The organism is Lentzea rhizosphaerae (assembly GCF_042649515.1).
In the GTDB taxonomy this organism is placed as follows: Bacteria; Actinomycetota; Actinomycetes; order Mycobacteriales; family Pseudonocardiaceae; genus Lentzea; species Lentzea aerocolonigenes.
This window is the reverse complement of record NZ_JBHRZI010000011.1, coordinates 1222096-1246933: the sequence shown is the minus strand read 5'-3', so window position 1 is coordinate 1246933 and position 24838 is coordinate 1222096. Positions and strand designations below refer to the sequence as shown.

Genomic DNA, 24838 nt, shown 5'->3' with positions numbered 1-24838 from the left:
GTGGCGGTTCTGGGGGGGCTGATGCTCGCAGACGTCGATCCAGGTGAAGACCCGGTGCTGGCCAGAGCGCTGGCGGGCACCATCCGAGACGACTGGCGCCCCGCCGCCGACGCGATGGCGTCGGCGCGGGAGTGGGAACGCCGCGCCTACGTGACCCTGACCCTGGCCACCGCAGCCGCACGCCGCGGCACGTGGCTCCAGAAGTGGCTCGAAGCGCGTCCGGGCGACCGCGACGCGGAGGCCGTGCACGCGGCGGTGGAGACGTTGCAGGCCAGTTAGTCAGGTCCGCAACGTCGCTGGCCGGTATGGCGCGAAAAGCACGTTCGGGCCGATAGATGGCCCGAACGTGCTTTTCGCGCCATAAGAACGGGGACGGGGTTTTCGGTTAGTCGAGCAGTGACCAGGCGGCCGTGCACGCCGCCGCCACCGTGATCTGCTGCGCCTTCAGGTTCAACTGGTCGACCATCCCGGCCGGCCCAGCCATCTCGAACGACGCGGCCCCGCTCATCATCCGCGGCGAGTACCCCACGCCACCCTCGGCGTCCCCGATGCGCAGCAACGGCCCGAGCCGCCGCCCCAGCGCTGCCGCATACCCCTCGGCACGCCGCAGCGCGTCGGCGACGGCCTCCTTCTGCGCCTCGCGGATCGCCTCGGTGTCGTCGACGAGCGTCCACGTCGGTCCGTTGATCCACGACGGCTCGGCCTGCACCAGTTCGCCCAGCAGCTCGTCGAGCTTGTCGAGGTCGGACACCCAGATCACGTACTGCTGGGAGGCGCGGCTGCCGACTCGCTGGTTGTTGTCCCAGTCGTCGTGCACGGACAGCTGCCGCGAGCGCACCTCGAAGCTCTCCAGCAGCGGCTCGACGGCCGAGATGCGCTGGTTGAGCAGGCTCACCGCCTCGGAGCGTTCGGCGCCGAGAGCCTCGAACGTCACGTCCACCTGGGCGCGGTCGGCGGTTCGCTCGACCTCGCCGGTCCCCTTCGTCACGACTTCAGCCACGTGGCCAGCCAACCGGGACACCACTCCATCCGCAACTATTAGGCTCTATAGCTTCAATCCTAGAAAGCTGGATACAGATCCAGTCGACGTTCGTCTGCGCGTCTCTACGGCGAGCACTAGAAACGCGGATACGGTGCGAGCCATGGACCCGGTGCGCAATCCGTTCGCCCCCGGTGCAGGCCAGCGGCCTCCTGAGCTCGCCGGCCGGGACAAGGAAGTCGGAGCGTTCGAGGTGGTGCTCGAACGCGTGGCCCGCGGCCGTCCCGAACGCAGCCTCGTGCTGACGGGGTTGCGGGGTGTCGGCAAGACGGTGCTGCTCGGCGAGCTGCGGTCCATGGCGGTCAAACGCGGCTGGGGTGCGGGCAAGGTCGAGGCACGGCCGGACGCCGACCTCAGACGGCCTCTGTCGGCCGCGCTCCACCGGGCGATCCGCGACCTGGCGGTCCGTCACCGCGCTCCCGACCGGGTCGAGGCGATCCTCGGCATCCTCAAGGCGTTCGCGCTCAGGGCCGCCCCGGATGGCGCCAAGCTGCGCGATCGCTGGCAACCCGGCATCGACGTGCCGGCGGCGTCCGGGCGCGCGGACTCCGGTGACATCGAGATCGACCTGGTCGAGCTCTTCACCGACGTCGCCGAGCTCGCGCAGGACGTCGGAACGGGCGTCGCGCTGCTCATCGACGAGATGCAGGACCTCAAGCCCGACGACATCAGCGCGTTGTGCGCGGCGTGCCACGAGCTCTCGCAGCTCGGGGCGCCGCTCGTCGTGGTCGGTGCCGGACTTCCGCACCTGCCTGCGGTGCTTTCAGCGAGCAAGTCGTACTCGGAGCGCCTCTTCCGCTACGTCCGCATCGACCGGCTCAGCCGCGAGGACGCCGACCGCGCCGTGCTGGCGCCGGTCGAACGGGAGGACGCCGGCATCACGGACGAGGCGCTGGACGCGTTGTTCGACGCGAGTGGCGGCTACCCGTACTTCATCCAGGCCTACGGCAAGGCCGCCTGGGACGCCGCGCCGACCGATCCGATCAGCGCGCTGGACGTCACCGTCGCCGCTCCGGAGGCCGACGCGGAGCTGGCCGTGGGCTTCTTCGGCTCCCGATACGAGCGTGCGACGCCCGCGGAACGCGAGTATCTCCGGTCGATGGCCGAGTTGACCGACGGAAAGGATGCGGGCGTCAACACCGCCCAGGTGGCTGACCACCTGGGGCGCAAGCCCTCGTCGCTGTCGCCCGCGCGGGACTCGCTCATCAAGAAAGGCCTGGTCTACAGCGCGGAACGGGGTCAGATCGCCTTCACCGTGCCGCACTTCGGGCGGTTCCTGCTCGGCAGGGAGGACTGACTGCTGTTGTCCGGTCGTTCACGTTGTCGACCGATGATTCATCGGCCTGTGCCCCAACTCACCGGATAATCGCGTGCGTTCGTGGGTAGAAGGGTGCATACTTGAGTCACCAACAGAGAACAGACCTCCGAGAGGGAAGTGCAGACCGAGATGAACTTCGCAGCGAAGCTCCGCGCCCGTCGTGCCGAGGCGCGCAACCGGAAGGCCGTGGCTCGCGCGATCGACATGGCCACCACGCCGGCCATGCGTCACGAGCTGATGGCCATCGCCCAGGCTCAGGTCACCACCCTGCGCTGACTCACGACCCGGCACTCGCTCGACAGCGCCCTGTCGCGAGTGCCTCCCCAACGGAAACCCCTGGAGCACCTCCCGCGCTCCAGGGGTTTCAATCTGTCAAACGTGATCCACGCCACAGTATGATGGCGTTGTAACAGTGCACGTCGGTCCGCCGATGTCACGGTTGACCTCGCAGTGCTGTCGGACCCCCGACCTGGCAGCACTGCGAGGTTTCTTGTTTGCTGGGGGACATGGAGATCGCCGTGCTCGGCACCGGCCTCATGGGTGCCCCCATCGCAGCCAACCTCTCCGCAGCCGGACACCAGGTCCGGGTCTGGAACCGCACGCGCGCCAAAGCCGAACCGCTCGCCTCTCAGGGCGTCACCGTCGCCGACACGCCCGCTGCCGCCGTCGAGGGCGCGGAGATCGTGCTGACGATGCTCAACGACGGCCCCACCGTGACCGCGGTCATGCAGGAGGCCGCTCCTTCGCTGTCGCACGACGTGGTGTGGATCCAGATGTCCACGGTCGGTGTCACCGCCACGGAGGATCACATCGCGCTCGCCCGTTCGCTCGGGCTCGAGTTCGTCGACGCCCCGGTGCTGGGCAGCGTGAAACCGGCGCAGGAGGGCAAGCTCGTCGTGCTCGCGTCCGGCGCGGAGGAGCTGCGTGACCGCGTGCAGCCGGTCTTCGACGTGATCGGCGCCCGCACGATGTGGGTCGGCGAGGCCGGTGCGTCCTCGAAGCTGAAGCTCGTCGCGAACAGCTGGGTGCTCGCGCTGACCGCCGCTGTCGGTGAGGCCGTGGCGCTGGCGGAGTCGTCGGGGCTCGATCCGAAGCTGTTCCTGGAGGCCGTGTCCGGTGGCGCGATGGACTGCGCGTACCTGCAGATGAAGGGCAACGCGATCATCGAACGGTCCTTCCCACCCGCCTTCACCGTGCAGACCGCGTTGAAGGACGCGCTGCTCGTCAACGAGGCGGCCGTGCTGGCCAACGTGCAGCTCGACGTGGCGCAGGCCTCCAGCGCCCGGCTGAACCGCGCGGTCACCAAGGGCCACGGCGACGAGGACATGGCAGCTTCTTATTACGCCAGCTATCAATAAGCCCGACGATCGGCCGGTCCGGCGGGGCGTGCGGGCTCAATAACGTGGCTTGGTGAACAGACTCGTACGCTCCCTGCTGGCGTTCGGCCTGGTATCGGCGCAGGTCATCGCCACGGCCGCGGTCGTGTCCGCGGCAGAAGACATCAAGGACCGCATCGCGGCGATCCCCGGAGTGCGGATCATCAGCGAGGGAACGTCCGGCACCGCGCGGACGTTCGTCCTCGGCATTCAGCAGCCGGCGGACCACCGCAGGCCGCGCGGCCAGCGGTTCGAGCAGCGCTTCTCGTTGCTGCACAAGGCGGAGTCGAAGCCGATGGTGCTGCACACCTCCGGCTACCACCTGCCCGGCACGATCAGCGCGTCCGAGCCCGCCCGGCTCGTCGACGGCAACCAGATCAGCGTGGAGCAGCGGTTCTTCACGCCGTCACGGCCGTCGCCGGCGGACTGGGACGACCTGAACATCTGGCAGGCGGCCAACGACCACCACCGGATCGTCGCCGCGTTCAAGAAGATCTACGGCGCTCGCTGGCTCTCGACCGGTGCGAGCAAGGGCGGGATGACGTCGGTCTACCACCGCAGGTTCTTCCCGCGCGACGTCGACGCGACCATCGCGTACGTCGCGCCGAACGACGTGGTGAACGACCGCGACGTCTACGGCGAGTTCATCCGCAACGTCGGCAACGACCCGTCGTGCAACCGGCGGCTGGAGGGCGTGCAGCGGCAGATCCTGCAGAACCGCGACGCGATCGTCTCCCGCCTGGAGGCCGCGGGCTACACGTACAAGCAGTTCGGCAGCGCGCACCGGGCGCTGGAAGTCCTGGTGCTGGACACGCCGTTCACGTTCTGGCAGTACGGCACGCAGGACCAGTGCGCCCTGGTGCCCGGCGCGGGTGCGTCGGTCGACGACCTCTGGACGTTCATCGACAAGACCGTCGGCTGGGACTTCTACACCGACGCCGGTGTCGCGCCCTACGAGACGTACTACTACCAGGCGGGCACGCAGCTCGGCTGGCCGGAAGCCGACGAGTCCGCGGTGCGCGACCTGTTGCGCTACCCCGGTTCCAGCGTGCCGCGCACGATGGTGCCCGCGTCGATCGAGTTCCCGCGCTTCGACCGGCACGCGATGAAGGACGTCGACCGCTGGGTGCGCCACCAGGGTTCGCGGCTGCTGTTCGTGAACGGGCAGAACGACCCGTGGAGCGCGGAACCGTTCCGCCTCGGGCCGGGCACGCGCGACTCGCTGTCGTTCGTGGTGCCGAGCGGCAACCACGGCGCCAACATCACCAAGTTGCCCGAGAAGGAACGCGCCGCGGCGACGGCGGCGGTCCTGCGGTGGGCCGGCGTCTCCGCTCCTGCTGGTGCCCTTGGCGTTGACGACGAGGGCCCGGACTCGCTGGACGCGCTGCGGGCGCGGCGGGGCTGAGGCACGCTGTGGGGCGTGAAGCCGTTGCTCGTGGTCGATGCAGCCAACGTCGTGGGATCGGTGCCCGACGGGTGGTGGCGCGACCGAGCGGGCGCGGCCGAACGTCTCCGCGACGCCCTGCGCGGCCGTGACGAGGAGGTTGTCCTGGTCGTGGAAGGCAAGGCGCGCAACGTTTCCGGAGTAGAGGACGTCCGCGTGGTCGCCGCTGACGGCAACGGCGACGACGCGATCGTCGAGGTGGTGCGTGCTGCGGCGGGACGTGCCGTGACCGTGGTGACCGCGGACCGAGCGCTGCGGCAGCGGGTGATGGCGCTGGGCGCCGAGGTGGCCGGTCCCACCTCGGTGCCGCGCCGCTGAGCGTCCTGCCAAGAGTCCGTCCGCTACTGCTCCTGTTTGGCGCGAAAAGCACGTTCGGGCCATCTATCGGCCCCAATGTCACGTTCGCGCCAAACGGGCCTGGGGAGCGAACGTGACGTTCGGGCGATCTAGCGGCCCGAACGTGCTTTTCGCGCCAAAACCGGGGCAGCGACGGTGCGGACAGGAGTTTTGGCCTGGTGCTCAGAGCCGGAAGAGGCTTTCGAGGATCTGGGCCACGCCGTCCTCGGTGTTCGGCGGCGCGTGGTTGGTGCAGGCCTGCTTCACGAGCGGGTGCGCATTGCCCATCGCGTACGCCGTCCCCGCCCAGCCGAGCACCGACAGGTCGTTGGGCATGTCACCGAACGCGATGACCTCCTCCTTGGTGATTCCCCTTGCCGTGCAAAGGGATTCCAGCGTCACCGCCTTCGACACGCCCGGCGGGCTGATCTCCAGCAGGCCGAGCCCACCGGAGTGGGTGACCGTGACGTGCTGCCCGACGGCCTCCCTGGCGATCTCCATCATGTGGTCGGCCTCGGCGTCCGGAGCCCACGCGAGCATCTGCACGACCTGGTGCGCCTCTTCGAAAACGTGGTCGAGCAACTCCAGTGTCCTGTGTGGATTATTGGCGCTGAACCCCTTGAACCCGGGCTCGCACAGCACTTCCAGCCCGGTCTCGACCGCGATGCCGACCTCCGGGATGACGTTCGCGAGGGCCTCCGACACCTTGCGCACGACGTCGAGCGGCACCGTCTGCGCGTGGGTCACCTCGCGGTTGGTCAGGTCGTAGATCATCGCCCCGTTGGAGCAGATCGCCGTGCCGGTGAGCTCGAGGTCCTGCACGAACCGCGGCGGCCGCGCGGTGACGACCACGACGTCGGCGTCGACGGCGTTGAGGGTGGCGCGGGTGCGGTCGCTGAGGACTCCGCCCGGTTGCAGCAACGTGCCGTCGAGGTCGGTCGCGATCAGCCGGATCATCGGCCGATTATCGGGCAGGGATCCCGATTCACTCGAACGGTCGCCTCTTCGCATCCGTGGAGGGCGGCATACTCGAACGTGCAATCCGGAGGGGAGTACTCCCTGAGCACCGTTGTCGTCAGTTGAGGAACCGCAGGTGGGCAACCCGGCGTTGTCCCCCGAGCCGCGTTCCCGGTGACGGTGGCCGTTTCCGAGCGGCTGGAGGAGACCTCCGCGTCACGACGGAAGCACGCCCTTCCGTCCCGGGAGATCGTCGGACGCACGACAGGGCCGATGGTCCTGCCTGAGAACCTCGCCGGGCAGGTTGCTCAGCTTCACCAGTCAACGGACTGGTCGAGCTGACGCCTGCGCGCCTTGCTCGACCGGAGCGAGGAACGCGAGGTGTGTCCGGTGGGTCTTACCTCACTCGGCATCGGGATTGCTCTGACGGTGGCGATACCTGCTCTGGTGCTGATGGTCGTCAGCCTGATCGCCCTTCGAGGAACCGATCCGAGCCAGCGCCCCGAAATCATCCGCGCCCTGGCCGACCTGATCAGCGCGGCCAGGCGCGGCCGCGGCCCTTCGCCCAGGACGAGCAGGGCGAAGTCGCTGCCGGCCACCCACGATCATCAGGCAGGATCGGGTCATGACCCATCGAGTTGACGACATGCCCTTGCCGGTCTGGCTCCCCGAGTCCGGCTCAGGCCCCGGCATCGTGCTGATCCAGGAGATCTTCGGCCTGGACGGCTACCTGCGCGGCGTCGCGGAGAAGCTCGCCGCCCTCGGCTACGTCGTGGCCGTGCCCGAGCTCTTCCACCGCTTCCAGCCCGGCTGGGTCGGTGAGCACGACGAGGCCGGCATCGCGAAGTCGATGGAGGTCGTCGGCAACCTCGACTTCCCGCTGGCCGTGCAGGACGTCGTCGCGTCGGTGCAGTACCTGCGCGGGCTGCCCGAGGTCACCGGTGGCGTCGGCGTGCTCGGCTTCTGCCTCGGCGGCACTCTGGCCTACTCGGCGGCCGTCGCGTCGGACCCCGACACCGCCGTCTCGTTCTACGGTTCCGGTGTGCCCGACCAAATCGGGACGCTGGACCAGGTGTCCTGCCCGATCCTGTTCCACTTCGGCACCGAGGACTCGTTCATCACCGGGTATCAGAAGGTCGTGGACGCGGTGGCCGCGCACGAGGGTGCCGAGATCCACCTGGAGCCCGCGGGCCACGCGTTCCTCAACCACCTCGGCCCCTGGTACGACGAGGAGGCCGCCGGCCGGGCCTGGGACCTGACCGCTGCGTTCCTCGCGCGCACGTTGCCCGCCTAGGAGATGCACGGCACCGCGAGCTGCTGCGAGAAGAACCTCTCCAGCGGCTTGCGGTGCAGTCGGCGCTCGACCGCGATCAGCTCGTTGCGCCGGTAGTGGCTGACCTGGGTGCTCGTGACGACGAACCCGTTGCGTTCGGTCGTGGGCATCTCGTCGTAGAGCAGCGCGTGTCCTCCTTGTGGCACAACGACGTCCGCCAGGCCGTCCGGGATCTCGCTGGCGCGCGTGGCGATGGTGGCGGCCAGCGCGTCCGGGCGGTTGCGCAGCCTGCGGTGCGGCCACGGCACTCCGTGGTGCTGGGCTTCCAGCGTGCGGTGCAACGACCTCGCGGCGTGCCTGATCGCTTTGATCGAGTCGCCGCTGATCACGTGGGCGTGCGGCACGTCGAGCGAGGTGTCCCTGCGGAAGCCCGCGCACACGACGACCTTGTCGTACCGCAGCTCGCCGGTGCCGTCGATCGTGGCCACGAACTCGTTGCCTTGCTTGATGATTCGCTGGACCGTTCGGCCGACCGTGTGCGTCAGTCTGGCCGTGGTCGAGATGTTGTCGGCGGTCTCGAACGCGCTGTGCCCGCGCCCGATGATCAGCACCCGCTTGCCCGCGTACGCGGTCGGGTCGGTGCTGGCGCTCGCGTACGTCTCGGCGTGTTCGATGCCCGGAATGCTTGGCACGTGCGGCTTCTTGCCGGTGGCGATGATGACGTGCCCGGCCTGGTACGGCTCCAGGTCGGTGACGGGGGTGTTGTAGCGGACGTTCAACGGCCGCGCGAAGTCCTCCAGGTAGCGCACCAGATCGTCCGCGTTGGGGAAGGAACGCTTGCTGTACCTGGAGAACGGCACTCCGTCGAACAGCGAGTTGTCGTCCGTCGAAAGGACGCGGTGCCGGGGAAACGTCCGGAAGAAGCTCGCCGGTTCGGGCTCTGCCTCGAGAATCACGTAGTCGCGGCCCGCCCTGTGCAGGAAACGCCCCATCTGCAGACCGGCCGGTCCCGCACCAATCACCAGGTAATCAACCATCACGCACCCTCCCGGCCTCCTCTACGCCGAACACGGCGAAAAGGTTCAGACGGGCGGTCTGCGTCCATGATGACGGCTACCGGCGAGTTCGGGCCAGCGCCATTACGCTGAGGTGATGAGGTTCTTCGCGGTACCGGCACTGGTTCTGCTGCTGGCCGCCTGCTCCTCCCAGTCCGAGCCGGCCTCCACCCCCGAGCCCACCTCCACCGAGCCGACGAGCGAGCCCACCACCATGCCGCCGACGCCGCCCAGGCAGGAGCCGTTCGACATCGAGACGGACGTCAACGGAGTCCGCGACTGGCAGAACTCCCCGCAGGAGATGGGGTTCGTATACCGGTCGCAACCCGTCGACTTCACGCTGAAGCCGCGCAACACCGCCAGCACAACGCAGACGGGCGCCAGGATCAGGTTCGTCGTCGAGGACATGGACGGCGAGGGCGACCTGACCGTCGGCGGCGACGGGTGGACGTGCGAGGGCGGGCGCGACATCGCCTGCACGACGCCGGGCACCGCGGAGCCGGGCGGCACGTGGGCGCCGCTCACGCTGACAATGCGGCACACGAAGGGCGGGCAGACCCGCGTGGTCGTGCACTGGGGGGACGTGACGCCGAACGTGATCTTCCGGTGGGACTCCAGCACCTGAGTCACCGTCGGCCCATGGGGAGATTTCCGGGGCGCTGCTGCTGATGGTGGTGGTGGTCGCGGGCTGTTCGACACCACCGCTGACGGTGGCGAACACCGAGCCGACGGAGTGGTTCCGGCTGGACCGGCTCCGAGCAGCCGCTGGTGATGTGGCATCCGGTCGAGAACACACGTCGACTTCGATCACTTCAACAGCGTCCAGTTCGTGCCGCTGTCGTGAGCGGCCGGAACTGAAGCTGCCGTGATTGTCGGTGGCGGCTGCCATGATCCCCGCCATGGGAACGTGGGACATCGGTCACTTCGACAACGACACGGCCGCGGACTTCGGCGGCGACCTGGACGACGCGCCGGAGAACGAGCGCGAGAACCTCATCAGAGCCGCACTGATCCGCACGATCGAGACCGACGGGTACCTGGACAGCAGCGACGCGTGCGAAGTGCTCGCCTCCGCCGCGCTGATCGCCGCGCAGTGCCCCGGCGGCACCCCGATCACCACGGCGTACGCGCCGAAGAAGCCGTTGCCGACCTTCTCGGCAGACCTGCGCCCGCTGGCGGTCGAGGCGTTGGACCGCGTGCTGGCACCGGACTCGGAGCTGCCGGAACTGTGGGACGACACCGAGCACGGGCCGGCGTGGAGGCAGAGCGTCGCGAACCTCAGAGCCGTCCTTCTCAACTGATGGACGTCGGAACACCGCGACTGTCCACAGTGTTGGATACGGCCGTGACGACTGTGCAGCGCCGTGCCCGTGTCCGTGCCCCTGAGCTGGTAGGACGCGGCTGGCTGAACACCGGTGACACCACCGTCGCCCTCAAGGACCTGCGCGGCAAGATCGTGCTGCTCGACTTCTGGACGTTCTGCTGCATCAACTGCCTGCACGTCCTCGACGAGCTGCGGCCCCTCGAGCGCGAGTTCGAGGACGTGCTGGTCACGATCGGCGTGCACTCGCCGAAGTTCGTCCACGAGGCCGACGCGGAGGCGCTCAAGGCCGCCGTCGAGCGCTACGAGGTGCACCACCCCGTTCTCGACGACCCGGAGCTCACGACCTGGCAGAACTACGCGGTCAAGGCCTGGCCGACCCTCGTGCTGGTCGACCCCGAGGGCTACGTCGTGCACGTCGCCGCTGGTGAGGGGCACGTCGAGGCGCTCAGGACGATCATCGGGGAGCTGGTCGAGGAGCACGACGCCAAGGGCACGCTGCACCGCGGCACCGGTCCGTACGTCGCGCCCGAGCCCACGAACACCACGCTCAGGTTCCCCGCGAAGGCCGTCGTCACGCCGAGCAACACGATCCTGGTCAGCGACTCCGCCCACCACAGCATCGTGGAGCTGGAGGCCGACGGCGAGACGGTCATCCGTCGCATCGGCACCGGCGAGCGAGGCCGGGCCGACGGTCTGAACCCCACCTTCTCCGAGCCTGCGGGCCTCACGCTGGTCCCCAGGACCCGCGGTTACGACGTCGTCGTCGCGGACACCGTCAACCACCTCCTGCGTGGCATCGACCTCGAAACGGGTGAGGTCACGACGCTCGCGGGCACCGGTGAGCAGTGGCGGGACGGTGAGACGGACGGGTCCGCCGACAAGATCGACCTGACCAGCCCCTGGGACGTCGCCTGGTGGAACGGTGGCGTGGCCATCGCCATGGCCGGCAACCACACGCTCGGCTTCTTCGACCCCGCGACGAGCACCGTCAGCAGGCTCGCCGGCACCACCGTCGAGGGCATCAACGACGGTCCGGCCGAAGGGGCCTTCTTCGCGCAGACGTCGGGGCTGGCCGCGGACGGCGACAGGCTGTGGATGGTCGACTCCGAGACCAGCGCACTGCGCTACCTCGAGAACGGCGAGGTCCACACGGTCATCGGCAAGGGGCTGTTCGCGTTCGGGCACAAGGACGGCGACGCGGACGAGGCGCTCCTGCAGCACCCGCTGGGCGTCACCGTCCTCAAGGACCACTCCGTCGTCATCTCGGACACCTACAACAACGCGATCAGGCGCTACGACCCCGAGACCAGGACGCTGTCCACCATCGCCACCGACATCGCCGAGCCGTCCGACGCGCTCCTCGTCGACGGCGAACTGGTCGTCGTGGCGAGTGCTGCCCACCGGCTCGAACGGTTCGCGGCAGCCGCCACCAAGATCGACGGTGAGGCCCACGAGGTGAAGCGGCCGAGCACGGACATCGCCGCGGGCGCGTTCGAGCTCGCTGTCGTGTTCACGCCGCCCACAGGGGCGAAACTGGACGAAAGGTACGGACCGTCCACTCGTCTGGAGATCACCAGCTCACCCCCCGAGCTGATCTTGGAGGGTGCGGGCGTCGGCACCGATCTGGTACGGGCGTTGCGGATCAACGATCAGGTCACGAACGGCGTGTTGCACGTCGTAGCGCAGGCGGCCAGTTGCAGTGACGATCCTTCCGACGAACACCCGGTCTGCCGTCTGACCAGGCAGGACTGGGGGGTGCCAGTTCGAGTTGTTGCCGATGCACCTACCCGCTTGCCCCTGCTCATGGGCGGCATGGACGAAGCCGGTCGGGAGGCCACGTAGACTCTGCGGGTGCCTGATGTCAAGCTCGAGATCCAGATGCTGTACGACCGCGTCATGGTGCGCATCTCGCCGGAGGACGGCGAGCGGCGTTCCAGCGGAGGCATCGTGATCCCCGCTACGGCCCAGATGGCGAAGCGGTTGGCGTGGGGTGATGTGTTCGGAGTCGGTACCAGCGTGCGGCACGTGAAGGTCGGCGACCGGGTTCTGTTCAACCCGGAAGATCAGCTTGAGGTCGAGGTGCAGGGCACCACGTATCTCGTGATGAAGGAACGCGACCTGCACGCCGTTGCATCGGAGCTCACCGAGCACGGTACTGGTCTGTACCTATGAGCCGCCGGTTCGTGATCTGCGCCTGATAGCTACACACACATATGCCACCTCAGTAGAGACAGGGCAACGGGGAGAGCTGTGCCGTACGACGCTGACAAGACGAGAGCGATGCCTCCGGTGGGTCCCGGCGGCACGTCCTCGGAGCAGACCACCAAGATCAACCCGGTCCAGGCGGACGCCGCCACCGACGCGTGGCCGTCGGAGGAGCCGGACACCAGCGAGCCGACCGTCACGGCGGCCGTGCCCAACGTCGGGTTCCCCGCCAGCGAGGACGCCACCGAGTACATGCGGCCGGTGGCACCGCCGGCGCCGCAGCCGGAGGACTCGGGCGTCTACGGGCCCGTGATGATCGAGCCGGGCGAGGACGACACCCCGCCGAAGAATACGAAGAAGAAGGCGCTGATCGTGGCCGCGGCCGTGGTCGGCGCGTTCGGCCTGCTCTACGGCCTCGACATCCTCGTGTCCAGCGGCAACGTGCCCCGCGGCGTGACCGTGGCGGGCGTCGACGTCGGCGGCATGAGCCACGACGACGCCGAGAAGAAGCTGCGCGACGAGATCGGCCCGCGGCTGAGCAAGCCCGTCGCGCTCAAGGCCGGCGACGTCAACGCCGAGCTCGACCCCAAGGCCGCGGGTCTGGAGCTCGACTGGGACGCCACGATCGACCGCGCGGGCAGCCAGCCGCTCAGCCCGGTCACGCGCGTCACCTCGTTCTTCACCAGCCGTGAGGTCGGTGTCGCGACGAAGGGCGACAACGCGAAGGTCACCAGCGCGCTCGAGGCCCTGCGGCCGAAGCTCGACCACGACCCCATCGAGGGCACCATCAAGTTCGAGGGCGCCAAGCCCGTCGCCGTGGACCCGCACGACGGCCAGAAGCTCAAGGCCGACCAGGCCGCCGGCGCGGTCGTCGCGAACTGGGCGTCCGGCAACCCGGTCGAGATCCCGATGGACTTCACGCCGGTGAAGACGACCAAGGAAGGCGTCGAGAAGGCGCTCAACGAGGTCGTCAATACGGCCGTGTCCGGTCCCGTCACGATCAAGGGCGAGGGCAAGGACGCGACGCTCACTCCGGAGCAGATCGGCGCCACGCTGGCGTTCACGCCCGGTGATGGCGGTGCGCTGAACGTCGCGCCGAACAAGGACAAGCTCGTCGAGGCGGTCGGCCCGCAGCTCAAGAGCACGGAGAAAGAGGGCAAGGACGCCCAGATCGTGTTCGAGGGCGGCAAGCCGGTCGTCAAGGAGTCGGTGGACGGCCTCGGCGTCGACTGGGACAAGAACCTCCAGCCCTACTTCGACGTGCTGAAGAAGACCGACGCGCGCGAGCTCAAGTTCGAGTACAAGCACACGCCCGCGAAGGTCACCACCGAGCAGGCGAACAAGATGGGCATCAAGGAGGTCATCGGCGAGTTCACCACCGGTGGCTTCGCCGCGACCTCGGGCACCAACATCCGGATCGTGGCCGAGAAGGTCAACGGCGCGATCGTCAAGCCGCACGAGACCTTCAGCCTCAACAAGTACACCGGCCCCCGCGGCACCGCGCAGGGCTACGTCGAGGCGGGCATCATCAACGACGGCATCCCGGACAAGGCGGTCGGTGGCGGCATCTCGCAGTTCGCGACCACGCTCTACAACGCGGGCTACAACGCGGGCATGAAGGACGCGGGCCACAAGGAGCACAGCTACTGGATCACGCGGTACCCGAAGGGTCGTGAGGCCACCGTGTTCATGGACAGCGCGGGCAACAGCCTGATCGACATCGCGTTCACGAACCCGGACGACACGGGCGTCGCCATCCAGACGATCTGGACCCCGTCCTCGATCACGATCAAGCTGTGGGGCACCAAGAACTACGACGTCACCGGCTCCACCAGCGGCGAGTTCAACCCGACCCAGCCGCAGGAGAAGAAGGTCAACAAGGCCGGTTGCTCGCCGAGCAACGGCGTCCCCGGCTTCTCGGTGACGGACACCCGCACGATCAAGGACCGTCGCACCGGCCAGACCCGCAGCGAGTCGCGCACGGTTCGCTACGACCCGCAGTACAAGATCGTTTGTGAGCCGCCACCCGGCGGCTGAGACAAAGCCCGGTTCACAGTGGCCACGCGCGGGTATTCACCCGTTCGTGGCCACTGTTGCGCATGAGGCGCGAAGACACCCCGTCGTCCAGACTCTGGGGCGGGTGGGGATGGTTGTGTACGGGGCGGTCCACGTGCTCATCGCGTGGCTGGCGCTCCAGGTCGCGTTCGGCGGCGACGCCGAACGGACGGATTCCAAGGGCGCGCTGACGGAGCTCGCGGAGAACGGTGCCTGGCTGTTGTGGACGGTGGGCATCGGTCTGGTGTTCTTCGCGATCTGGCAGCTGATCCTGGCCTGTGTGGGCTACACCTACGTCGAGAAGAAGCGGAAGCGGATCTCCAAGCGCATCGGTTCCGCTGCCCGTGCCATCACGGCGACCGCGATCGCGCTGGGTGCGTTCAAGTACACGACCAGCGGCTCCGCCGGCGACGCCACGGAGCAGCAACAGGAACTGACCGCGCAGGTGCTGGCGTGGCCCGGCGGCCAGTTGCTCGTCGGCGCGGTGGCGATCGGCGTGCTCATCACCGCGGGCGTGATCGTCTACAAAGGAATCAAGAAGTCCTTCGAGAAGGACCTCGACATGAGCCGCGCACCGTCGTGGATCGAGCCGGTCGGACGGGCCGGCTGGATCGGCAAGGGCGTCGCGTACGGCGTGATCGGTGTCCTCGTCGGACTCGCGGCGATCTACGCGGACCCGGAGCAGTCCGGCGGTATGGACAAGGCGCTGCACACGTTGGCAGCACAGCCCTTCGGCGTGTTCCTGCTGACCGCCGTGGCGATCGGCATCGCGGCGTTCGGCGTCTACTGCTTCGTCGCCGCACGCGCCCTCAAGGAATGAGAAACGGGTCCCCGCACCTCGGGCAGGAGGTGCGGGGACCCGTTGTCCTTGCAGCGCTTGAAAATTCTTAGAAGACGCTCTCGTCCACGTCCATCAGAGCGTTGTCGGTCGACTCGGCGATCTTGCGGCGGGACGTGAGCTCCGGCAGCACGTTCTTCGCGAAGAACGACGCCACGGCGATCTTGCCCTCGTAGAACGCCTTGTCCTTGGCCGACGGCGTGCCGTCGAGCTTCTGCAGCGCGACCTCGGCCTGACGCAGCAGCAGCCAGCCGACGAGCACGTCACCCGCGGTCATCAGCAGGCGGACCGAGTTCTGGCCGACCTTGTAGAGGTTGCGGACGTCCTCCTGCGACGAGGTCAGGAAGCCGACCAGGGCGCCCAGCATGCCCTGCAGGTCCTCGAGACCCTGCTTGAGCAGCGCGCGCTCCTCCTTCAGGCGACCGTTGCCGCCCTCGTTGTCGAGGAAGGACTGGATCTCGCCGTTGATGAACGCGAGCGCCTGGCCCTTGTCGCGGATGATCTTCCGGAAGAAGAAGTCCAGCGACTGGATGGCCGTGGTGCCCTCGTACAGCGAGTCGATCTTCGAGTCCCGGATGTACTGCTCGATCGGGTACTCCTGCAGGAAGCCCGAGCCGCCCAGCGTCTGCAGCGACTGCGCCAGCTGCTCGTACGCGCGCTCCGAGCCGACGCCCTTGACGATCGGCAGCAGCAGGTCGTTCACCTGGGCCGCGAGCTTGGCGTCGTCGCCGCCGAGCATCACCTTGTCCTGGAACGTCGCGGTGTAGAGGTACACGGCGCGCAGGCCCTCGGCGTACGCCTTCTGCAGCATCAGGCTGCGGCGCACGTCCGGGTGGTTGGTGATGGTGACGCGCGGGGCGGTCTTGTCCGTCATGCGCGTCAGGTCGGCGGACTGGACGCGCTCCTTGGCGTAGGACAGCGCGTTCAGGTAGCCGGTCGACAGCGTCGCGATGGCCTTGGTGCCGACCATCATGCGGGCGTACTCGATGACGTCGAACATCTGCGCGATGCCGTCGTGCACCTCGCCCAGCAGCCAGCCCTTGGCGGGGACGCCGTGCTGGCCGAACGTCAGCTCGCACGTGGTGGACGCCTTGATGCCCATCTTGTGCTCGACGTTGGTCACGAAGGCGCCGTTGCGCTCGCCCAGGTCACCGGTCTGCGGGTCGAAGTGGAACTTCGGCACGAGGAACAGCGACAGGCCCTTGGTGCCCGGCTTCGCCTCGATGCCTTCGCCCTCGGGACGCGCCAGCACCATGTGCATGATGTTCTCGGTGAGGTCCTGGTCACCGGACGTGATGAACCGCTTCACGCCCTCGATGTGCCAGGAGCCGTCGTCCTGCTTGATCGCCTTGGTGCGACCCGCGCCGACGTCCGAACCGGCGTCCGGCTCGGTCAGCACCATCGTGGCGCCCCAGCCGCGGTCGATCATGATCTGCGCCCAGTGCTTGTCGCGCTCGGTGCCGTTGTTGTAGACGACCGTCGCGAAGCTCGGGCCGGCCAGGTACATGTAGATCGGCGGGTTGGCGCCGAGGATCATCTCGGACGCGGCCCACGCGACCGACGGCGGCGTGCCGAAGCCGCCCAGCGCCTCGGGCAGGAACATGCGGTACCACTCGCCGTCCCAGATCGCCTGGTACGACTTCTTCAGCGACTCCGGCAGGGTCGCCGAGAACGTGGCCGGGTCGTACTTCGGCGGGTTGCGGTCGGCATCGGCGAACGAGTCCGCGAGCGGACCCTCCGCGAGAGTCTTCATCTCGGACAGAACGCCGCGCGCGGTGTCCTCGTCGGACTGCTCGAACGGCCCCTTGCCGAGGTGGTCCTGCACGTTGAAGACCTCGAACAGGTTGAATTCGAGATCCCGGACGTTGCTCTTGTAGTGGCCCATCTCGTCAGCTCACTCCTCAGGGTCGCGGCGGGGTCGCCTACTGACCGGTAACAACAGGGTATTACTCGACAGTAACCCCGGCAAGGGCGACCACCCACTGGTGGCGAAGTAGACAGTCCTCCTGGCGACCTGAATCGGGCATGAGTGCCGGTCAGACGCGTATCGGGCGCTCGGGGACCATGTCCAGAAGACCTGCGTTCGTGCGCTCCTGTGCGTCGGTCGCGCGCGGCAACATGACCGATTCGTAGGCTCGCACGCCGTCTCGGACACCGTGCTCGGCGATCGCGACCGCGAGTTCGGCCGCGTCCTCCATGGCGAGGTTCGCCCCGACGCCGAGCGGCGGCATGAGGTGGGCGGCGTCACCGAGCAGCGTCACGCCGGGCGTGGTCTCCCACGTGTGGGGCACGGGCAGCGCGTACAGGGGCCGGTGGATCAGTTCGCCGGCGAGGAACGCCTTCAGGTCCGGGTGCCAGTCCGCGTACAGGTCGAGCAACTCGGCGTTGGAGGGCCTCCAATCCTCACGCGCGCGCATGCAGGCGTACGCGCGGATGTGATTGCCGCTGTTGCGCTGCGCCCACAGCATCAGGCCCTCGTGGTCCACGACCATCGTGCCCTGGCCGGTGAGGTCGAGCAGGCGTTCGTCGTTGTCGTGACGGGTCTCCACGAACATCACGCCGGTGTACTGCGGCACGGCCGGCGACAGGGCCTGGCGCACCCGTGACCAGGCGCCGTCCGCGCCGATGACCAGGTCGAACGTCGCGGTCGACCCGTCGAGGAACGTGACTTCGCCGCCCGGCGCCGCGGAGCTGATGCCGAGGCCCCAGCTGACGGTTCCCGGCGTGAGCGAGTCGAGCAGCAGGTTCCTGAGCTGGCCTCGGTCGATCTCCGGCCGGAAGTCGCCCTCCGCGGGCTCGTGCTCGATCAACGCGGCGGTGGCGTGGTCGACCTTGCGCTGCTCCTGGCCTTCGAAACGGGCGAGCGCCCGCCACTCGTCGAACAGACCTGCGGCGCGGATGGCCTCCTGGCCGCTGCCGGCGTGCAGGTCGATGGTGCCGCCCTGCTGGCGGGCGTCGGGCGAGCTCTCGCGTTCGAAGACGGTGACGTCGGTGAGGCCGTGCAGCTGGAGGACGCGGGCGCAGGTGAGGCCGCCGAGGCCGGCTCCCGCGATGGCGATGCGTGGTGTGGTCATGCCGTCGATGAAAGCGCATCGACTACAAAAGTGCAATCACTCAACTTTTGAAGTGGTTACACCGGTGCGCTACGATCGTGCGGTGACCGAACTCGGCCGCCGTGAGCGCAAGAAGCTGCAGACCCGCCAGTCGATCGCCGACGCGGCGCTGGAGCTGTTCCTGGCGCGCGGGTTCGACGACGTGGGCGTGAAGGAGATCGCCGACCGCGCGGACGTGTCGGTGACGACGCTGTTCAAGCACTTCCCGAGCAAGGAGTCGCTGCTCTTCGACGAGGACGAGCAGCAGGAGGCCGAGCTGGTGGGCGCGGTGCGGAACCGGCCGGCGGGGCAGTCGATCCCGCGGGCGCTGCGAGACCACTTCGTGCGGATGTCGTACGGCCACGTCGACCATCCGCTGTTCGGCGCGTTCAACCGGCTGGTGCAGGAGACACCGGCGTTGCGGACGTACGAGCACAAGATGTGGATGCGCCACCAGGAGGGGCTGGCTCGCGCCATCGCCGAGGAAGTCGGGGTGCCGGCGGACGACGTCAGGTGTGTCGCGCTGGCCCGGTTCGCTCTGGAGTCACGTGACGTGATCTTCGATCGGGAGGACCGCGAGCAGGCGGCCGACGAGGTGTTCGGCCTACTCGAGCACGGCTGGGCGGCCGATCAGGAGTCCTGACCGGTAAGCGAGCGACACGGCGTGCGTCCTGTCGCGCGCGCTGAGCTTGCGCAGGATGCCTTTCACGTGGGTCCGCACGGTCTCGACGGACACGATCAGCTCGTCCGCGACCTGCTGGTTCTCCAGGCCGTCCGCGATGAGCGTGAGGACCTCGTACTCGCGCCGGGTGAGCGTCGGCCGTTCCTTGGGGCGCAGGTCGGGGTGCACGTAGCCGCGGGAACGGCAGGTCTCCGCGATCACCCGGACGATCTGCTCCGGCTGGGCACTGCGCGGCACGACGCCGCGGACACCGGCCTCCAGTGCGGTCGTCACGTAGTTCGCGTGCGAGTGCGCGTCCCGGACGAGTCCGATGACGAGCAGGGTCGGGTCGCGTTCGACCAGGAGCCGTGCCAGGTGGCCGACGGGATCGAGCACGGAGTCGACGAGGAGCACGTCGGGGCGCAGTCGTTCGTGCAGGCGAACGGCGGCGTGCAGATCGCCCGTCGAACCGAGCCAGCGCAGGCCGGCGGTCCGCCGGACCAGAGCGGACAGGCCCTCGCGGTAGAGCGGTACGGGGTCGATCAGCGCGACGCCGGGAGCAGGCCGGCTGGGCGGGAGCATCAGCACCTCCGTTCGTGCATCCGGAGGTGAGACGTCGTTCCCTCGGACGTGTGACGCGGAATAGTCGGTTCATGTAGATGAACAAGGGTCACGAATGTGATTCAAGACCGGCGAAGGTCTTCCGTCCCACGGCAACAGTCTCGTAAGACCTACGTCACATATCCCGTGCGGATGTGCCAGGTTCCCGCCGCCATGAGGCCTGGTGCTCTCGCGGGCACACGTGTGTGCACGCAAGGAGGTCACATGGGCACCCTCGACTGGGTCGTGGTCGCCGGCTACTTCGTGGTGATGGTCGGCATCGGGCTCTGGTCCCGCGGGCGGATCAACAACATCGCCGACTTCTTCACCGCCGGCGGCAAGATGCCCTGGTGGTTGTCGGGCATCTCCCACCACATGTCCGGGTACAGCGCCGTCATGTTCGTCGCGTTCGCGGCGGAGGCGTACCGGCTCGGCCTCACGGTCTACATCTGGTGGTCGCTGACGATCGGTCTCGGTGTCGGCATCGGCGCGTTCCTGTGGGCGCCCGCCTGGAACCGGCTGAGGGCCAAGCACGACGTGAAGTCGCCGCTCGAGTACCTGGCCATCCGCTACAACGTGCCGACCCAGCAGGTCATGGCGTGGGCGGGCGCGGGCCTGAAGGTCGTCGACATCGCGGCCAAGTGGGTCGCGGTCTCACTGCTGCTGCAGGGCTTCGCCGGCGTTCCCATCGGCTGGGGCATCGCGCTCGTCGGTGTCGTCACGATGGTCTACTCGGTGCTCGGTGGCCTCTGGGCCGACGCGCTGACCGACTTCGGCCAGTTCATCATCCAGGGTCTCGCGGGCTTCGCGATGTTCTTCGCGGTCGCGTCGCACTTCGGCGGCATCGACTTCATGTGGACGATCTGGGACAAGCTCCCCGAGAGCCACAGCGACCCGCTGACCGGCCCTTACACGCTGACGTTCTTCATGGCGCTCTTCCTGATCAAGACGCTCGAGTACAACGGCGGCATGTGGAACCTGGCCCAGCGCTACATGGCCGCCCCGTCGGGTTTCGCCGCGAAGCGCTCGGCCCTGCTGTCCGCGGCGCTGTGGCTGGTGTGGCCGCTCGTGCTGTTCTTCCCGATGTGGGCGGCGCCGCTGATCGTGCCGGGCATGGAGGCCAACGCGGAACAGGCCTACGTGGAGATGGGCAAGGCCATGCTCCCCGCGGGCATGGTGGGCCTCGTCCTCGCCGGCTTCTTCTCGCACACGATGGCGATGGTCTCCTCCGACGCCAACGTCATCACCGCCGTGATCACCCGTGACATCCTCCCGCGCATCTGGAAGGGCGCGCGGACGATGACCGCAGACGCACAACTGCGGTTGGCGCGCATCACCACGTTCCTGTTCATCGGTCTGTCGATGACCATCGCGTTGACCGCGGACACCAAGGGCTTCGTGCTGAAGGTCGTGATCGCCCTGGTGGCGGCCACGATGGGCCCGATCGCGATCCCGCTGATGCTCGGCCTGCTGCCGTGGTTCCGCAAGGTCGGCCCGACCGCCGCACTGACCTCGACCGTCGGCGGCCTGGCGACCTGGGTGTTCCTCTACGTCGAACAGCAGTTCCTGAAGGACTTCACGGTCTCGCAGGCCCTGATCGTCTCGACGCCGCTGCTGGTCTCGCTCGTGCTCTACCTGGTGATCGGCTTCGCGAAGCCCGAACCGACGGCCGAGCGCGACGCGTTGATCGACTCGTTGAAGGCCGACGAGCCCGACGTCGCGGCCGTCAAGGCGTAACGCTCGTTCCTGATGATCCTCGCGGCGGCGCACCCGAACAGGGTCGTCGCCGCGAGCCACACGTAGGGCATCGGCGTGCCGGTGTAGGTCTGGGCGGTGGTGGCCAGCACCACCGTCGCACCGGCCACGAGCCCGGTCGTGTGCGTGATGGGGCTGTCGCTCTTCAGCACGGTGATGACGGCGACGGGCACGAGCAGGAAGCCGTAGGCCAGCACCCGCGTCAGCAGGTTGGCGTGGTCGGCGATCTCGTACTTGAGCGCCGGCAGGGCGAGCAGCGTGAGGACCGTCCCCAGCGCGAGCCCGATGGCGAGACTCCGCAGCGCAGTTCGTCCTTGCCACGTATTCGTCATGCGCTTCAAGACGCGTGTGTGGCGCGATGGTTCCGTGGCGTGCGTCATCGTCACGAGACTCATGCGCGGTCACGCATGCACAGTGGATGCATGGGTAAGTGGAGTCCCGCGGATGACGCGGAACTGGCCGCGGGCTGGCGGCTCTGGCTGGAGCTGAGCGACCGCGTGTGGCCGGACCCGTCGTGGAACGGCACGCCGGCCGACGCCATTCGCCAGGTGCGCGAGCTGCTCGCGGCCTGCGAGTCGATCCGGCTGGACTACCTCGCCGAGTCGACGCGACCCTCGGTGGCTCTTCTTCAGCTGTTGCAGTCGATGCCGTTCGTGGCTTCGTTCCCGGTCGATCTCTGGCACGACGACACGCACCCGTTGGACGTGGAGCGCGCGGAGCTGCTGCACGGCGATCTCGCGTCGTTCGCCCAGCACGTGGCCGGGGTGAGGGCGGCGCTGGCCAGGGGCGGGGGTTGGGTGGAGCTCGACCGGCGGCCGTGGGGCCTACCGGTCGACTAGGCGTCGCAGCTGACCGATCTCGGCCACGTTCTTCATGAGCTCGGCGTTCACCCACGCGGCGGTGTGCGCCACCGTCAGGGAGCCGTCCGGCCACGGGTAGGTCGTCTTCGCGTCGAGATCCGCGCCGTCGAGCGCCTCGCGCCACTCCTCGTGCAGGCCGCGCAGCCAGCCGACGGCTCCATCCGGTCCCGGCCAGACGACCTCGCGCGGCTCGTCGTTGCGGACGTGGTCGATCGCGGCCGTCCACCACCAGCCGATGTGCCAGGTCAGCCAGGCCATCGTCGCCACGCCCGCGGACTCCTGCTCGGGCGTCGGCCAGTCCCGCTCCCACGTCGTGCCGTCGTGCCGCATCGTGAAGACGTGGGGACTCTTCGGCTCCCAGAGGAGGTCGGCCGGGTCGAGCAGGTCGAGGTGGTACTCGAAGAGCGACCACGTCAGGTCGCACTGCCAGTGCAAGAGGTCGCGCTGGGAAACGGTCACGCTCCTGAAACTATCCGGTCAGCGCAAGCGAAAAAGGCTGACGACCGTCACCAGGAGGTCTGTCAGCCTTTTCCGCGCCGATGCGCCTAAACCTGGAGGTCGGATTCGATGCGCTTGAGCTGGTGCCGGGCCATCGCGAGGTTCGCGACATCCCTTTCCAGCACGAGGTAGAGGAAGAGGGAACTCCTGGATTTCACACCGCCCATCAGGCGGATCAGGTGGTACTGGCGGTGCAGGGTGATCAGGATGTCCTCGATGCTGTCGTTGAGGCCGAGCGCCTGCATCACCCGGAGTTTCGACCGGATGACCTCGGTGTTGCCGGCCGCCGCGATCTCCAGGTTCAGCCAGTCGCCCCCGCCGCTGGTGCCGAGCGACATTCCGCTGTCGTGGTCGACCAGCGCGACACCAACGGCGCCGGAGATGGACATGGCCTCTTTCAACGCGACATCGATGTTCATCAAAACCCACTTCCCTGAGTCAACTGGTGGTTGGGACGGCGTGGCCGCTTTTCGGTGTCTCGATGGCATGCGGACACGCCTCCAGGCGGAAAAAATCTTTGTTGAGAGCAATGAACCAAGCGTGGACATGTGCTGCGACCATTTTTCGGAGTTGTGTGCACCTGACGCCGGTTGAGAGCTTCCCAATTTTCGCCGAATTGGAGCGTTGCGAGAACCCGGCCTCAGGCGGCCAGGATCGCGCCGACCCGTTCGATCACGGGGCGGGACTCGTGGAGAAGGCGGCCGAGGTTCAGCCCCTTGTCCCCGAGCACGACCATCAGCGACAGCCTGCCGATGGCGTACACGGCCATGTAGCCCTCGCTGCCGAACACAACGGTCTGGCCGAGTGCGCCCAGGCCGACCACCTCCGTGGTCTGACGTGCGATTCCGAGGCCGGCCGCGGCCAGTGCGGAGATGTGCGCGGGGTCGACGTTCTTCGCCACGTCGGCGAGGATGGGGATTCCGTCGGACGCGGCGAGCACCGTGTCGGTCACTCCGGCAACGTTTTCTCGAAGTTTCTGGAGTTCGGCGCCCAGGGCGTCGTAGTTCAACTCACTCCATTCCTGAATTGGAAAAGCCGAACCGCTCAGGACTAACATTCCACCTCCCGCGGCCTGGGGTGGGGCAGGAGCTCCGCTCCTGTCCGAGGACGCAGTGCAGCCAGCCCCCAATGCGAAAAACTGAACGATGTGTCGGGTGGGGCGATTTCCAGCAGTCCGTCGTCGAGCATCCCGGCGATCGCGACCGTCACCGGGTGGAGGCCGCGCCCGAGGGCGAAGGCCATGTCCCGCGCGTTGCGCCTGCCGGTGGCGAGCGCGATGATCTCGCGCTCCTCCTCGGTCGAGCCGCTGCGCTCCGGCGTGGCCACCACGCGGTCCCGGTAGGGCGACACCGAGACCAGAACGTCCAGCTGGACGGCCGTTTCCGCCAGCAGCACGTCCGGGGCGACGCCGGTCGACACCGGGAGCAGGGGTTCGTCGACGGACTCGTCGACGAAGCACCGCTCGATGTCGCCGGCCGCAACGGCGAACGTCCCGTCCCGGACGGCGGCCGCAGCGATGTCCTGGACCTCGGTGGCTGCGATCCCCCTGGAGACGAGCGCCGCCTCGAGCGACCGCAACTCGACACTGTCCACCAGGGCCGCGGTCCAGTCGCTTCGTCCGATCGTTCCCGAGCTCACCAGCAGCACGTCCGCTCCGGGGGAACCGGGGCTGTCCACCGCGACCACCGCGCCGTCGCGCAAATGGAAAAATCCGCCTGCGTTTCCGGCAACGCACAACGCGCCGGTGATTCGATCTGCGTGGGCCTGCGCCAGGGCGTCCGCGAGGACGCCGAACGAGGCTCGATCGTCGGGTCTCAGAGGTCACTCCCGGTTAATTCGGGCCTACAGAGCGGTAACTGGCGAACCATCCGACTGAGTACTTCAGCGTTATCGAAAGAGCGACGCCAGGCGTACTTCTTACCTGTCGTTAGTGCCCATCTGAGACGCACGTCACCGGATCGAGTGAAACATTCCAATTCGCGCAGCAAAAAGCCGGACGGACGTTTTGCTGACAACGCCACGACGGAACGTTCATTCCAAATAAATGAATCTGATCGGCCATGAGGGTGGCTGTGGCGAGTCGGCGCCATACCGAGGGGGCACGCTCGAGCCGTCGGTCAGCACAAGGCTGATGCCCCACCGCCAGCTGCCG

At 67.9% G+C, this 24838-nt stretch carries 28 protein-coding genes; 17 read left to right on the top strand and 11 right to left on the bottom strand.

Features of this window, described 5'->3' with window-relative positions; translation table 11 throughout:
- Entirely contained in the window at positions 1-279 is a 279-nt protein-coding gene (locus tag ACFOWZ_RS13745; protein WP_382372243.1) for a hypothetical protein, read from the top strand.
- A gap of 106 nt (positions 280-385) precedes the next feature.
- Here ACFOWZ_RS13745 and ACFOWZ_RS13740 read toward each other — a convergent pair whose 3' ends face one another.
- Complete coding sequence (locus ACFOWZ_RS13740) at positions 386-1000, bottom strand: SIMPL domain-containing protein (RefSeq protein WP_382372242.1); 615 nt, start codon at positions 998-1000, stop codon at positions 386-388.
- A gap of 142 nt (positions 1001-1142) precedes the next feature.
- Here ACFOWZ_RS13740 and ACFOWZ_RS13735 point away from each other — a divergent pair, with 142 nt between their 5' ends.
- The 5 genes from ACFOWZ_RS13735 (at position 1143) to ACFOWZ_RS13715 (ending at position 5495) form a co-directional block, all read left to right on the top strand.
- The gene (locus ACFOWZ_RS13735; protein WP_382372241.1) at positions 1143-2336 is read left to right on the top strand and encodes an AAA family ATPase; all 1194 of its coding nucleotides are present in this window, start codon (positions 1143-1145) and stop codon (positions 2334-2336) included.
- A gap of 150 nt (positions 2337-2486) precedes the next feature.
- A complete protein-coding gene (locus ACFOWZ_RS13730; protein WP_167969512.1) occupies positions 2487-2633 on the top strand; it encodes a hypothetical protein in 147 nt (48 codons plus the stop codon).
- A gap of 230 nt (positions 2634-2863) precedes the next feature.
- Positions 2864-3715: an NAD(P)-dependent oxidoreductase gene (locus tag ACFOWZ_RS13725; RefSeq protein ID WP_382372240.1), complete on the top strand. Its 852-nt coding sequence runs from the start codon at positions 2864-2866 to the stop codon at positions 3713-3715.
- A 52-nt stretch (positions 3716-3767) separates the two neighbouring features.
- Positions 3768-5138 (top strand): S28 family serine protease, encoded by a 1371-nt coding sequence (locus ACFOWZ_RS13720; RefSeq protein WP_382372239.1) that lies wholly within the window; start codon positions 3768-3770, stop codon positions 5136-5138.
- A gap of 15 nt (positions 5139-5153) precedes the next feature.
- Entirely contained in the window at positions 5154-5495 is a 342-nt protein-coding gene (locus ACFOWZ_RS13715) for an NTP pyrophosphohydrolase (protein WP_382372238.1), read from the top strand.
- Between the two features lie 201 nt (positions 5496-5696).
- Here ACFOWZ_RS13715 and ACFOWZ_RS13710 read toward each other — a convergent pair whose 3' ends face one another.
- Complete coding sequence (locus ACFOWZ_RS13710; RefSeq protein ID WP_382372237.1) at positions 5697-6470, bottom strand: HAD family hydrolase; 774 nt, start codon at positions 6468-6470, stop codon at positions 5697-5699.
- Positions 6471-6860: 390 nt separating this feature from the next.
- Between ACFOWZ_RS13710 and ACFOWZ_RS13705 the strand changes: the two genes are divergently transcribed.
- Both ACFOWZ_RS13705 and ACFOWZ_RS13700 read left to right on the top strand, forming a co-directional pair.
- Positions 6861-7112: a hypothetical protein gene (locus tag ACFOWZ_RS13705; protein WP_382372236.1), complete on the top strand. Its 252-nt coding sequence runs from the start codon at positions 6861-6863 to the stop codon at positions 7110-7112.
- Positions 7096-7764 (top strand): dienelactone hydrolase family protein, encoded by a 669-nt coding sequence (locus tag ACFOWZ_RS13700; protein ID WP_382372235.1) that lies wholly within the window; start codon positions 7096-7098, stop codon positions 7762-7764. Before ACFOWZ_RS13705 ends, ACFOWZ_RS13700 begins: the two co-directional genes overlap by 17 nt.
- On the opposite strand, the gene ACFOWZ_RS13695 is transcribed toward ACFOWZ_RS13700, so the two are convergent.
- The gene (locus ACFOWZ_RS13695) at positions 7761-8780 is read right to left on the bottom strand and encodes an NAD(P)-binding domain-containing protein (protein WP_382372234.1); all 1020 of its coding nucleotides are present in this window, start codon (positions 8778-8780) and stop codon (positions 7761-7763) included. The two genes, ACFOWZ_RS13700 and ACFOWZ_RS13695, sit on opposite strands and share 4 nt — an antisense overlap.
- 115 nt (positions 8781-8895) lie before the next feature.
- Between ACFOWZ_RS13695 and ACFOWZ_RS13690 the strand changes: the two genes are divergently transcribed.
- From ACFOWZ_RS13690 to ACFOWZ_RS13665, 6 genes are all read left to right on the top strand, one after another.
- Entirely contained in the window at positions 8896-9423 is a 528-nt protein-coding gene (locus ACFOWZ_RS13690; RefSeq protein WP_382372233.1) for a hypothetical protein, read from the top strand.
- A gap of 274 nt (positions 9424-9697) precedes the next feature.
- Complete coding sequence (locus ACFOWZ_RS13685; RefSeq protein ID WP_382372232.1) at positions 9698-10099, top strand: DUF4259 domain-containing protein; 402 nt, start codon at positions 9698-9700, stop codon at positions 10097-10099.
- Complete coding sequence (locus ACFOWZ_RS13680; RefSeq protein ID WP_382372231.1) at positions 10099-11964, top strand: NHL domain-containing thioredoxin family protein; 1866 nt, start codon at positions 10099-10101, stop codon at positions 11962-11964. Before ACFOWZ_RS13685 ends, ACFOWZ_RS13680 begins: the two co-directional genes overlap by 1 nt.
- A gap of 36 nt (positions 11965-12000) precedes the next feature.
- Entirely contained in the window at positions 12001-12294 is a 294-nt protein-coding gene (locus ACFOWZ_RS13675; protein WP_081901890.1) for a GroES family chaperonin, read from the top strand.
- A 285-nt stretch (positions 12295-12579) separates the two neighbouring features.
- Positions 12580-14364 (top strand): VanW family protein, encoded by a 1785-nt coding sequence (locus ACFOWZ_RS13670; RefSeq protein ID WP_382372684.1) that lies wholly within the window; start codon positions 12580-12582, stop codon positions 14362-14364.
- Between the two features lie 109 nt (positions 14365-14473).
- Positions 14474-15202 carry a DUF1206 domain-containing protein gene (locus tag ACFOWZ_RS13665; RefSeq protein WP_382372682.1) on the top strand — a complete coding sequence of 243 codons (729 nt, stop codon included), beginning with the start codon at positions 14474-14476 and terminating at the stop codon, positions 15200-15202.
- Between the two features lie 67 nt (positions 15203-15269).
- Here the strand turns inward: ACFOWZ_RS13665 and ACFOWZ_RS13660 are convergent, their stop codons facing one another.
- Positions 15270-17105: an acyl-CoA dehydrogenase gene (locus ACFOWZ_RS13660; protein ID WP_382372230.1), complete on the bottom strand. Its 1836-nt coding sequence runs from the start codon at positions 17103-17105 to the stop codon at positions 15270-15272.
- A 151-nt stretch (positions 17106-17256) separates the two neighbouring features.
- Entirely contained in the window at positions 17257-18294 is a 1038-nt protein-coding gene (locus tag ACFOWZ_RS13655) for an FAD-dependent oxidoreductase (RefSeq protein ID WP_382372229.1), read from the bottom strand.
- A gap of 82 nt (positions 18295-18376) precedes the next feature.
- On the opposite strand from ACFOWZ_RS13655, the gene ACFOWZ_RS13650 reads away from it, so the two are divergent.
- Positions 18377-18955: a TetR/AcrR family transcriptional regulator gene (locus tag ACFOWZ_RS13650; protein ID WP_382372228.1), complete on the top strand. Its 579-nt coding sequence runs from the start codon at positions 18377-18379 to the stop codon at positions 18953-18955.
- Here ACFOWZ_RS13650 and ACFOWZ_RS13645 read toward each other — a convergent pair.
- Positions 18917-19555, bottom strand: coding sequence for a response regulator transcription factor (locus ACFOWZ_RS13645; protein ID WP_382372227.1), 639 nt, complete (start codon positions 19553-19555; stop codon positions 18917-18919). The two genes, ACFOWZ_RS13650 and ACFOWZ_RS13645, sit on opposite strands and share 39 nt — an antisense overlap.
- A 243-nt stretch (positions 19556-19798) precedes the next feature.
- On the opposite strand from ACFOWZ_RS13645, the gene ACFOWZ_RS13640 reads away from it, so the two are divergent.
- On the top strand, positions 19799-21310 hold the full coding sequence (locus ACFOWZ_RS13640; protein ID WP_382372226.1) for a sodium:solute symporter family protein: 1512 nt from the start codon (positions 19799-19801) through the stop codon (positions 21308-21310).
- Here ACFOWZ_RS13640 and ACFOWZ_RS13635 read toward each other — a convergent pair.
- Entirely contained in the window at positions 21205-21660 is a 456-nt protein-coding gene (locus ACFOWZ_RS13635) for a hypothetical protein (protein ID WP_382372225.1), read from the bottom strand. The genes ACFOWZ_RS13640 and ACFOWZ_RS13635 overlap by 106 nt on opposite strands.
- Positions 21661-21750: 90 nt before the next feature.
- Here ACFOWZ_RS13635 and ACFOWZ_RS13630 point away from each other — a divergent pair, with 90 nt between their 5' ends.
- Positions 21751-22167 (top strand): hypothetical protein, encoded by a 417-nt coding sequence (locus ACFOWZ_RS13630; RefSeq protein ID WP_030465786.1) that lies wholly within the window; start codon positions 21751-21753, stop codon positions 22165-22167.
- Here the strand turns inward: ACFOWZ_RS13630 and ACFOWZ_RS13625 are convergent.
- The 4 genes from ACFOWZ_RS13625 to ACFOWZ_RS13610 all read right to left on the bottom strand — a co-directional run bounded on the left by ACFOWZ_RS13625 (position 22153) and on the right by ACFOWZ_RS13610 (position 24363).
- Complete coding sequence (locus tag ACFOWZ_RS13625; RefSeq protein ID WP_382372224.1) at positions 22153-22647, bottom strand: DinB family protein; 495 nt, start codon at positions 22645-22647, stop codon at positions 22153-22155. The two genes, ACFOWZ_RS13630 and ACFOWZ_RS13625, sit on opposite strands and share 15 nt — an antisense overlap.
- 86 nt (positions 22648-22733) lie before the next feature.
- A complete protein-coding gene (locus tag ACFOWZ_RS13620) occupies positions 22734-23105 on the bottom strand; it encodes a hypothetical protein (protein ID WP_382372223.1) in 372 nt (123 codons plus the stop codon).
- 221 nt (positions 23106-23326) lie between these two features.
- Positions 23327-23743, bottom strand: coding sequence for a roadblock/LC7 domain-containing protein (locus ACFOWZ_RS13615; protein ID WP_382372222.1), 417 nt, complete (start codon positions 23741-23743; stop codon positions 23327-23329).
- Positions 23737-24363 carry a hypothetical protein gene (locus ACFOWZ_RS13610; RefSeq protein ID WP_382372221.1) on the bottom strand — a complete coding sequence of 209 codons (627 nt, stop codon included), beginning with the start codon at positions 24361-24363 and terminating at the stop codon, positions 23737-23739. The genes ACFOWZ_RS13615 and ACFOWZ_RS13610 overlap by 7 nt, the downstream gene beginning before the upstream one ends.
- Between the last annotated feature and the right edge of the window lie 475 nt (positions 24364-24838).

Coding starts and splice junctions, on each gene's coding strand:
- ACFOWZ_RS13725 (WP_382372240.1), top strand. CDS start 2,864: ATGGAGATCGCCGTGCTCGGCACCGGCCTCATGGGTGCCCCCATCGCA.
- ACFOWZ_RS13660 (WP_382372230.1), bottom strand. CDS start 17,105: ATGGGCCACTACAAGAGCAACGTCCGGGATCTCGAATTCAACCTGTTC.
- ACFOWZ_RS13620 (WP_382372223.1), bottom strand. CDS start 23,105: ATGAACATCGATGTCGCGTTGAAAGAGGCCATGTCCATCTCCGGCGCC.
- ACFOWZ_RS13735 (WP_382372241.1), top strand. CDS start 1,143: ATGGACCCGGTGCGCAATCCGTTCGCCCCCGGTGCAGGCCAGCGGCCT.
- ACFOWZ_RS13695 (WP_382372234.1), bottom strand. CDS start 8,780: ATGGTTGATTACCTGGTGATTGGTGCGGGACCGGCCGGTCTGCAGATG.
- ACFOWZ_RS13680 (WP_382372231.1), top strand. CDS start 10,099: ATGGACGTCGGAACACCGCGACTGTCCACAGTGTTGGATACGGCCGTG.
- ACFOWZ_RS13665 (WP_382372682.1), top strand. CDS start 14,474: ATGGTTGTGTACGGGGCGGTCCACGTGCTCATCGCGTGGCTGGCGCTC.
- ACFOWZ_RS13640 (WP_382372226.1), top strand. CDS start 19,799: ATGGGCACCCTCGACTGGGTCGTGGTCGCCGGCTACTTCGTGGTGATG.
- ACFOWZ_RS13630 (WP_030465786.1), top strand. CDS start 21,751: ATGGGTAAGTGGAGTCCCGCGGATGACGCGGAACTGGCCGCGGGCTGG.
- ACFOWZ_RS13655 (WP_382372229.1), bottom strand. CDS start 18,294: ATGACCACACCACGCATCGCCATCGCGGGAGCCGGCCTCGGCGGCCTC.
- ACFOWZ_RS13645 (WP_382372227.1), bottom strand. CDS start 19,555: ATGCTCCCGCCCAGCCGGCCTGCTCCCGGCGTCGCGCTGATCGACCCC.
- ACFOWZ_RS13670 (WP_382372684.1), top strand. CDS start 12,580: ATGCGGCCGGTGGCACCGCCGGCGCCGCAGCCGGAGGACTCGGGCGTC.
- ACFOWZ_RS13730 (WP_167969512.1), top strand. CDS start 2,487: ATGAACTTCGCAGCGAAGCTCCGCGCCCGTCGTGCCGAGGCGCGCAAC.
- ACFOWZ_RS13700 (WP_382372235.1), top strand. CDS start 7,096: ATGACCCATCGAGTTGACGACATGCCCTTGCCGGTCTGGCTCCCCGAG.
- ACFOWZ_RS13690 (WP_382372233.1), top strand. CDS start 8,896: ATGAGGTTCTTCGCGGTACCGGCACTGGTTCTGCTGCTGGCCGCCTGC.
- ACFOWZ_RS13710 (WP_382372237.1), bottom strand. CDS start 6,470: ATGATCCGGCTGATCGCGACCGACCTCGACGGCACGTTGCTGCAACCG.
- ACFOWZ_RS13615 (WP_382372222.1), bottom strand. CDS start 23,743: ATGTTAGTCCTGAGCGGTTCGGCTTTTCCAATTCAGGAATGGAGTGAG.
- ACFOWZ_RS13685 (WP_382372232.1), top strand. CDS start 9,698: ATGGGAACGTGGGACATCGGTCACTTCGACAACGACACGGCCGCGGAC.
- ACFOWZ_RS13675 (WP_081901890.1), top strand. CDS start 12,001: ATGCTGTACGACCGCGTCATGGTGCGCATCTCGCCGGAGGACGGCGAG.
- ACFOWZ_RS13635 (WP_382372225.1), bottom strand. CDS start 21,660: ATGACGAATACGTGGCAAGGACGAACTGCGCTGCGGAGTCTCGCCATC.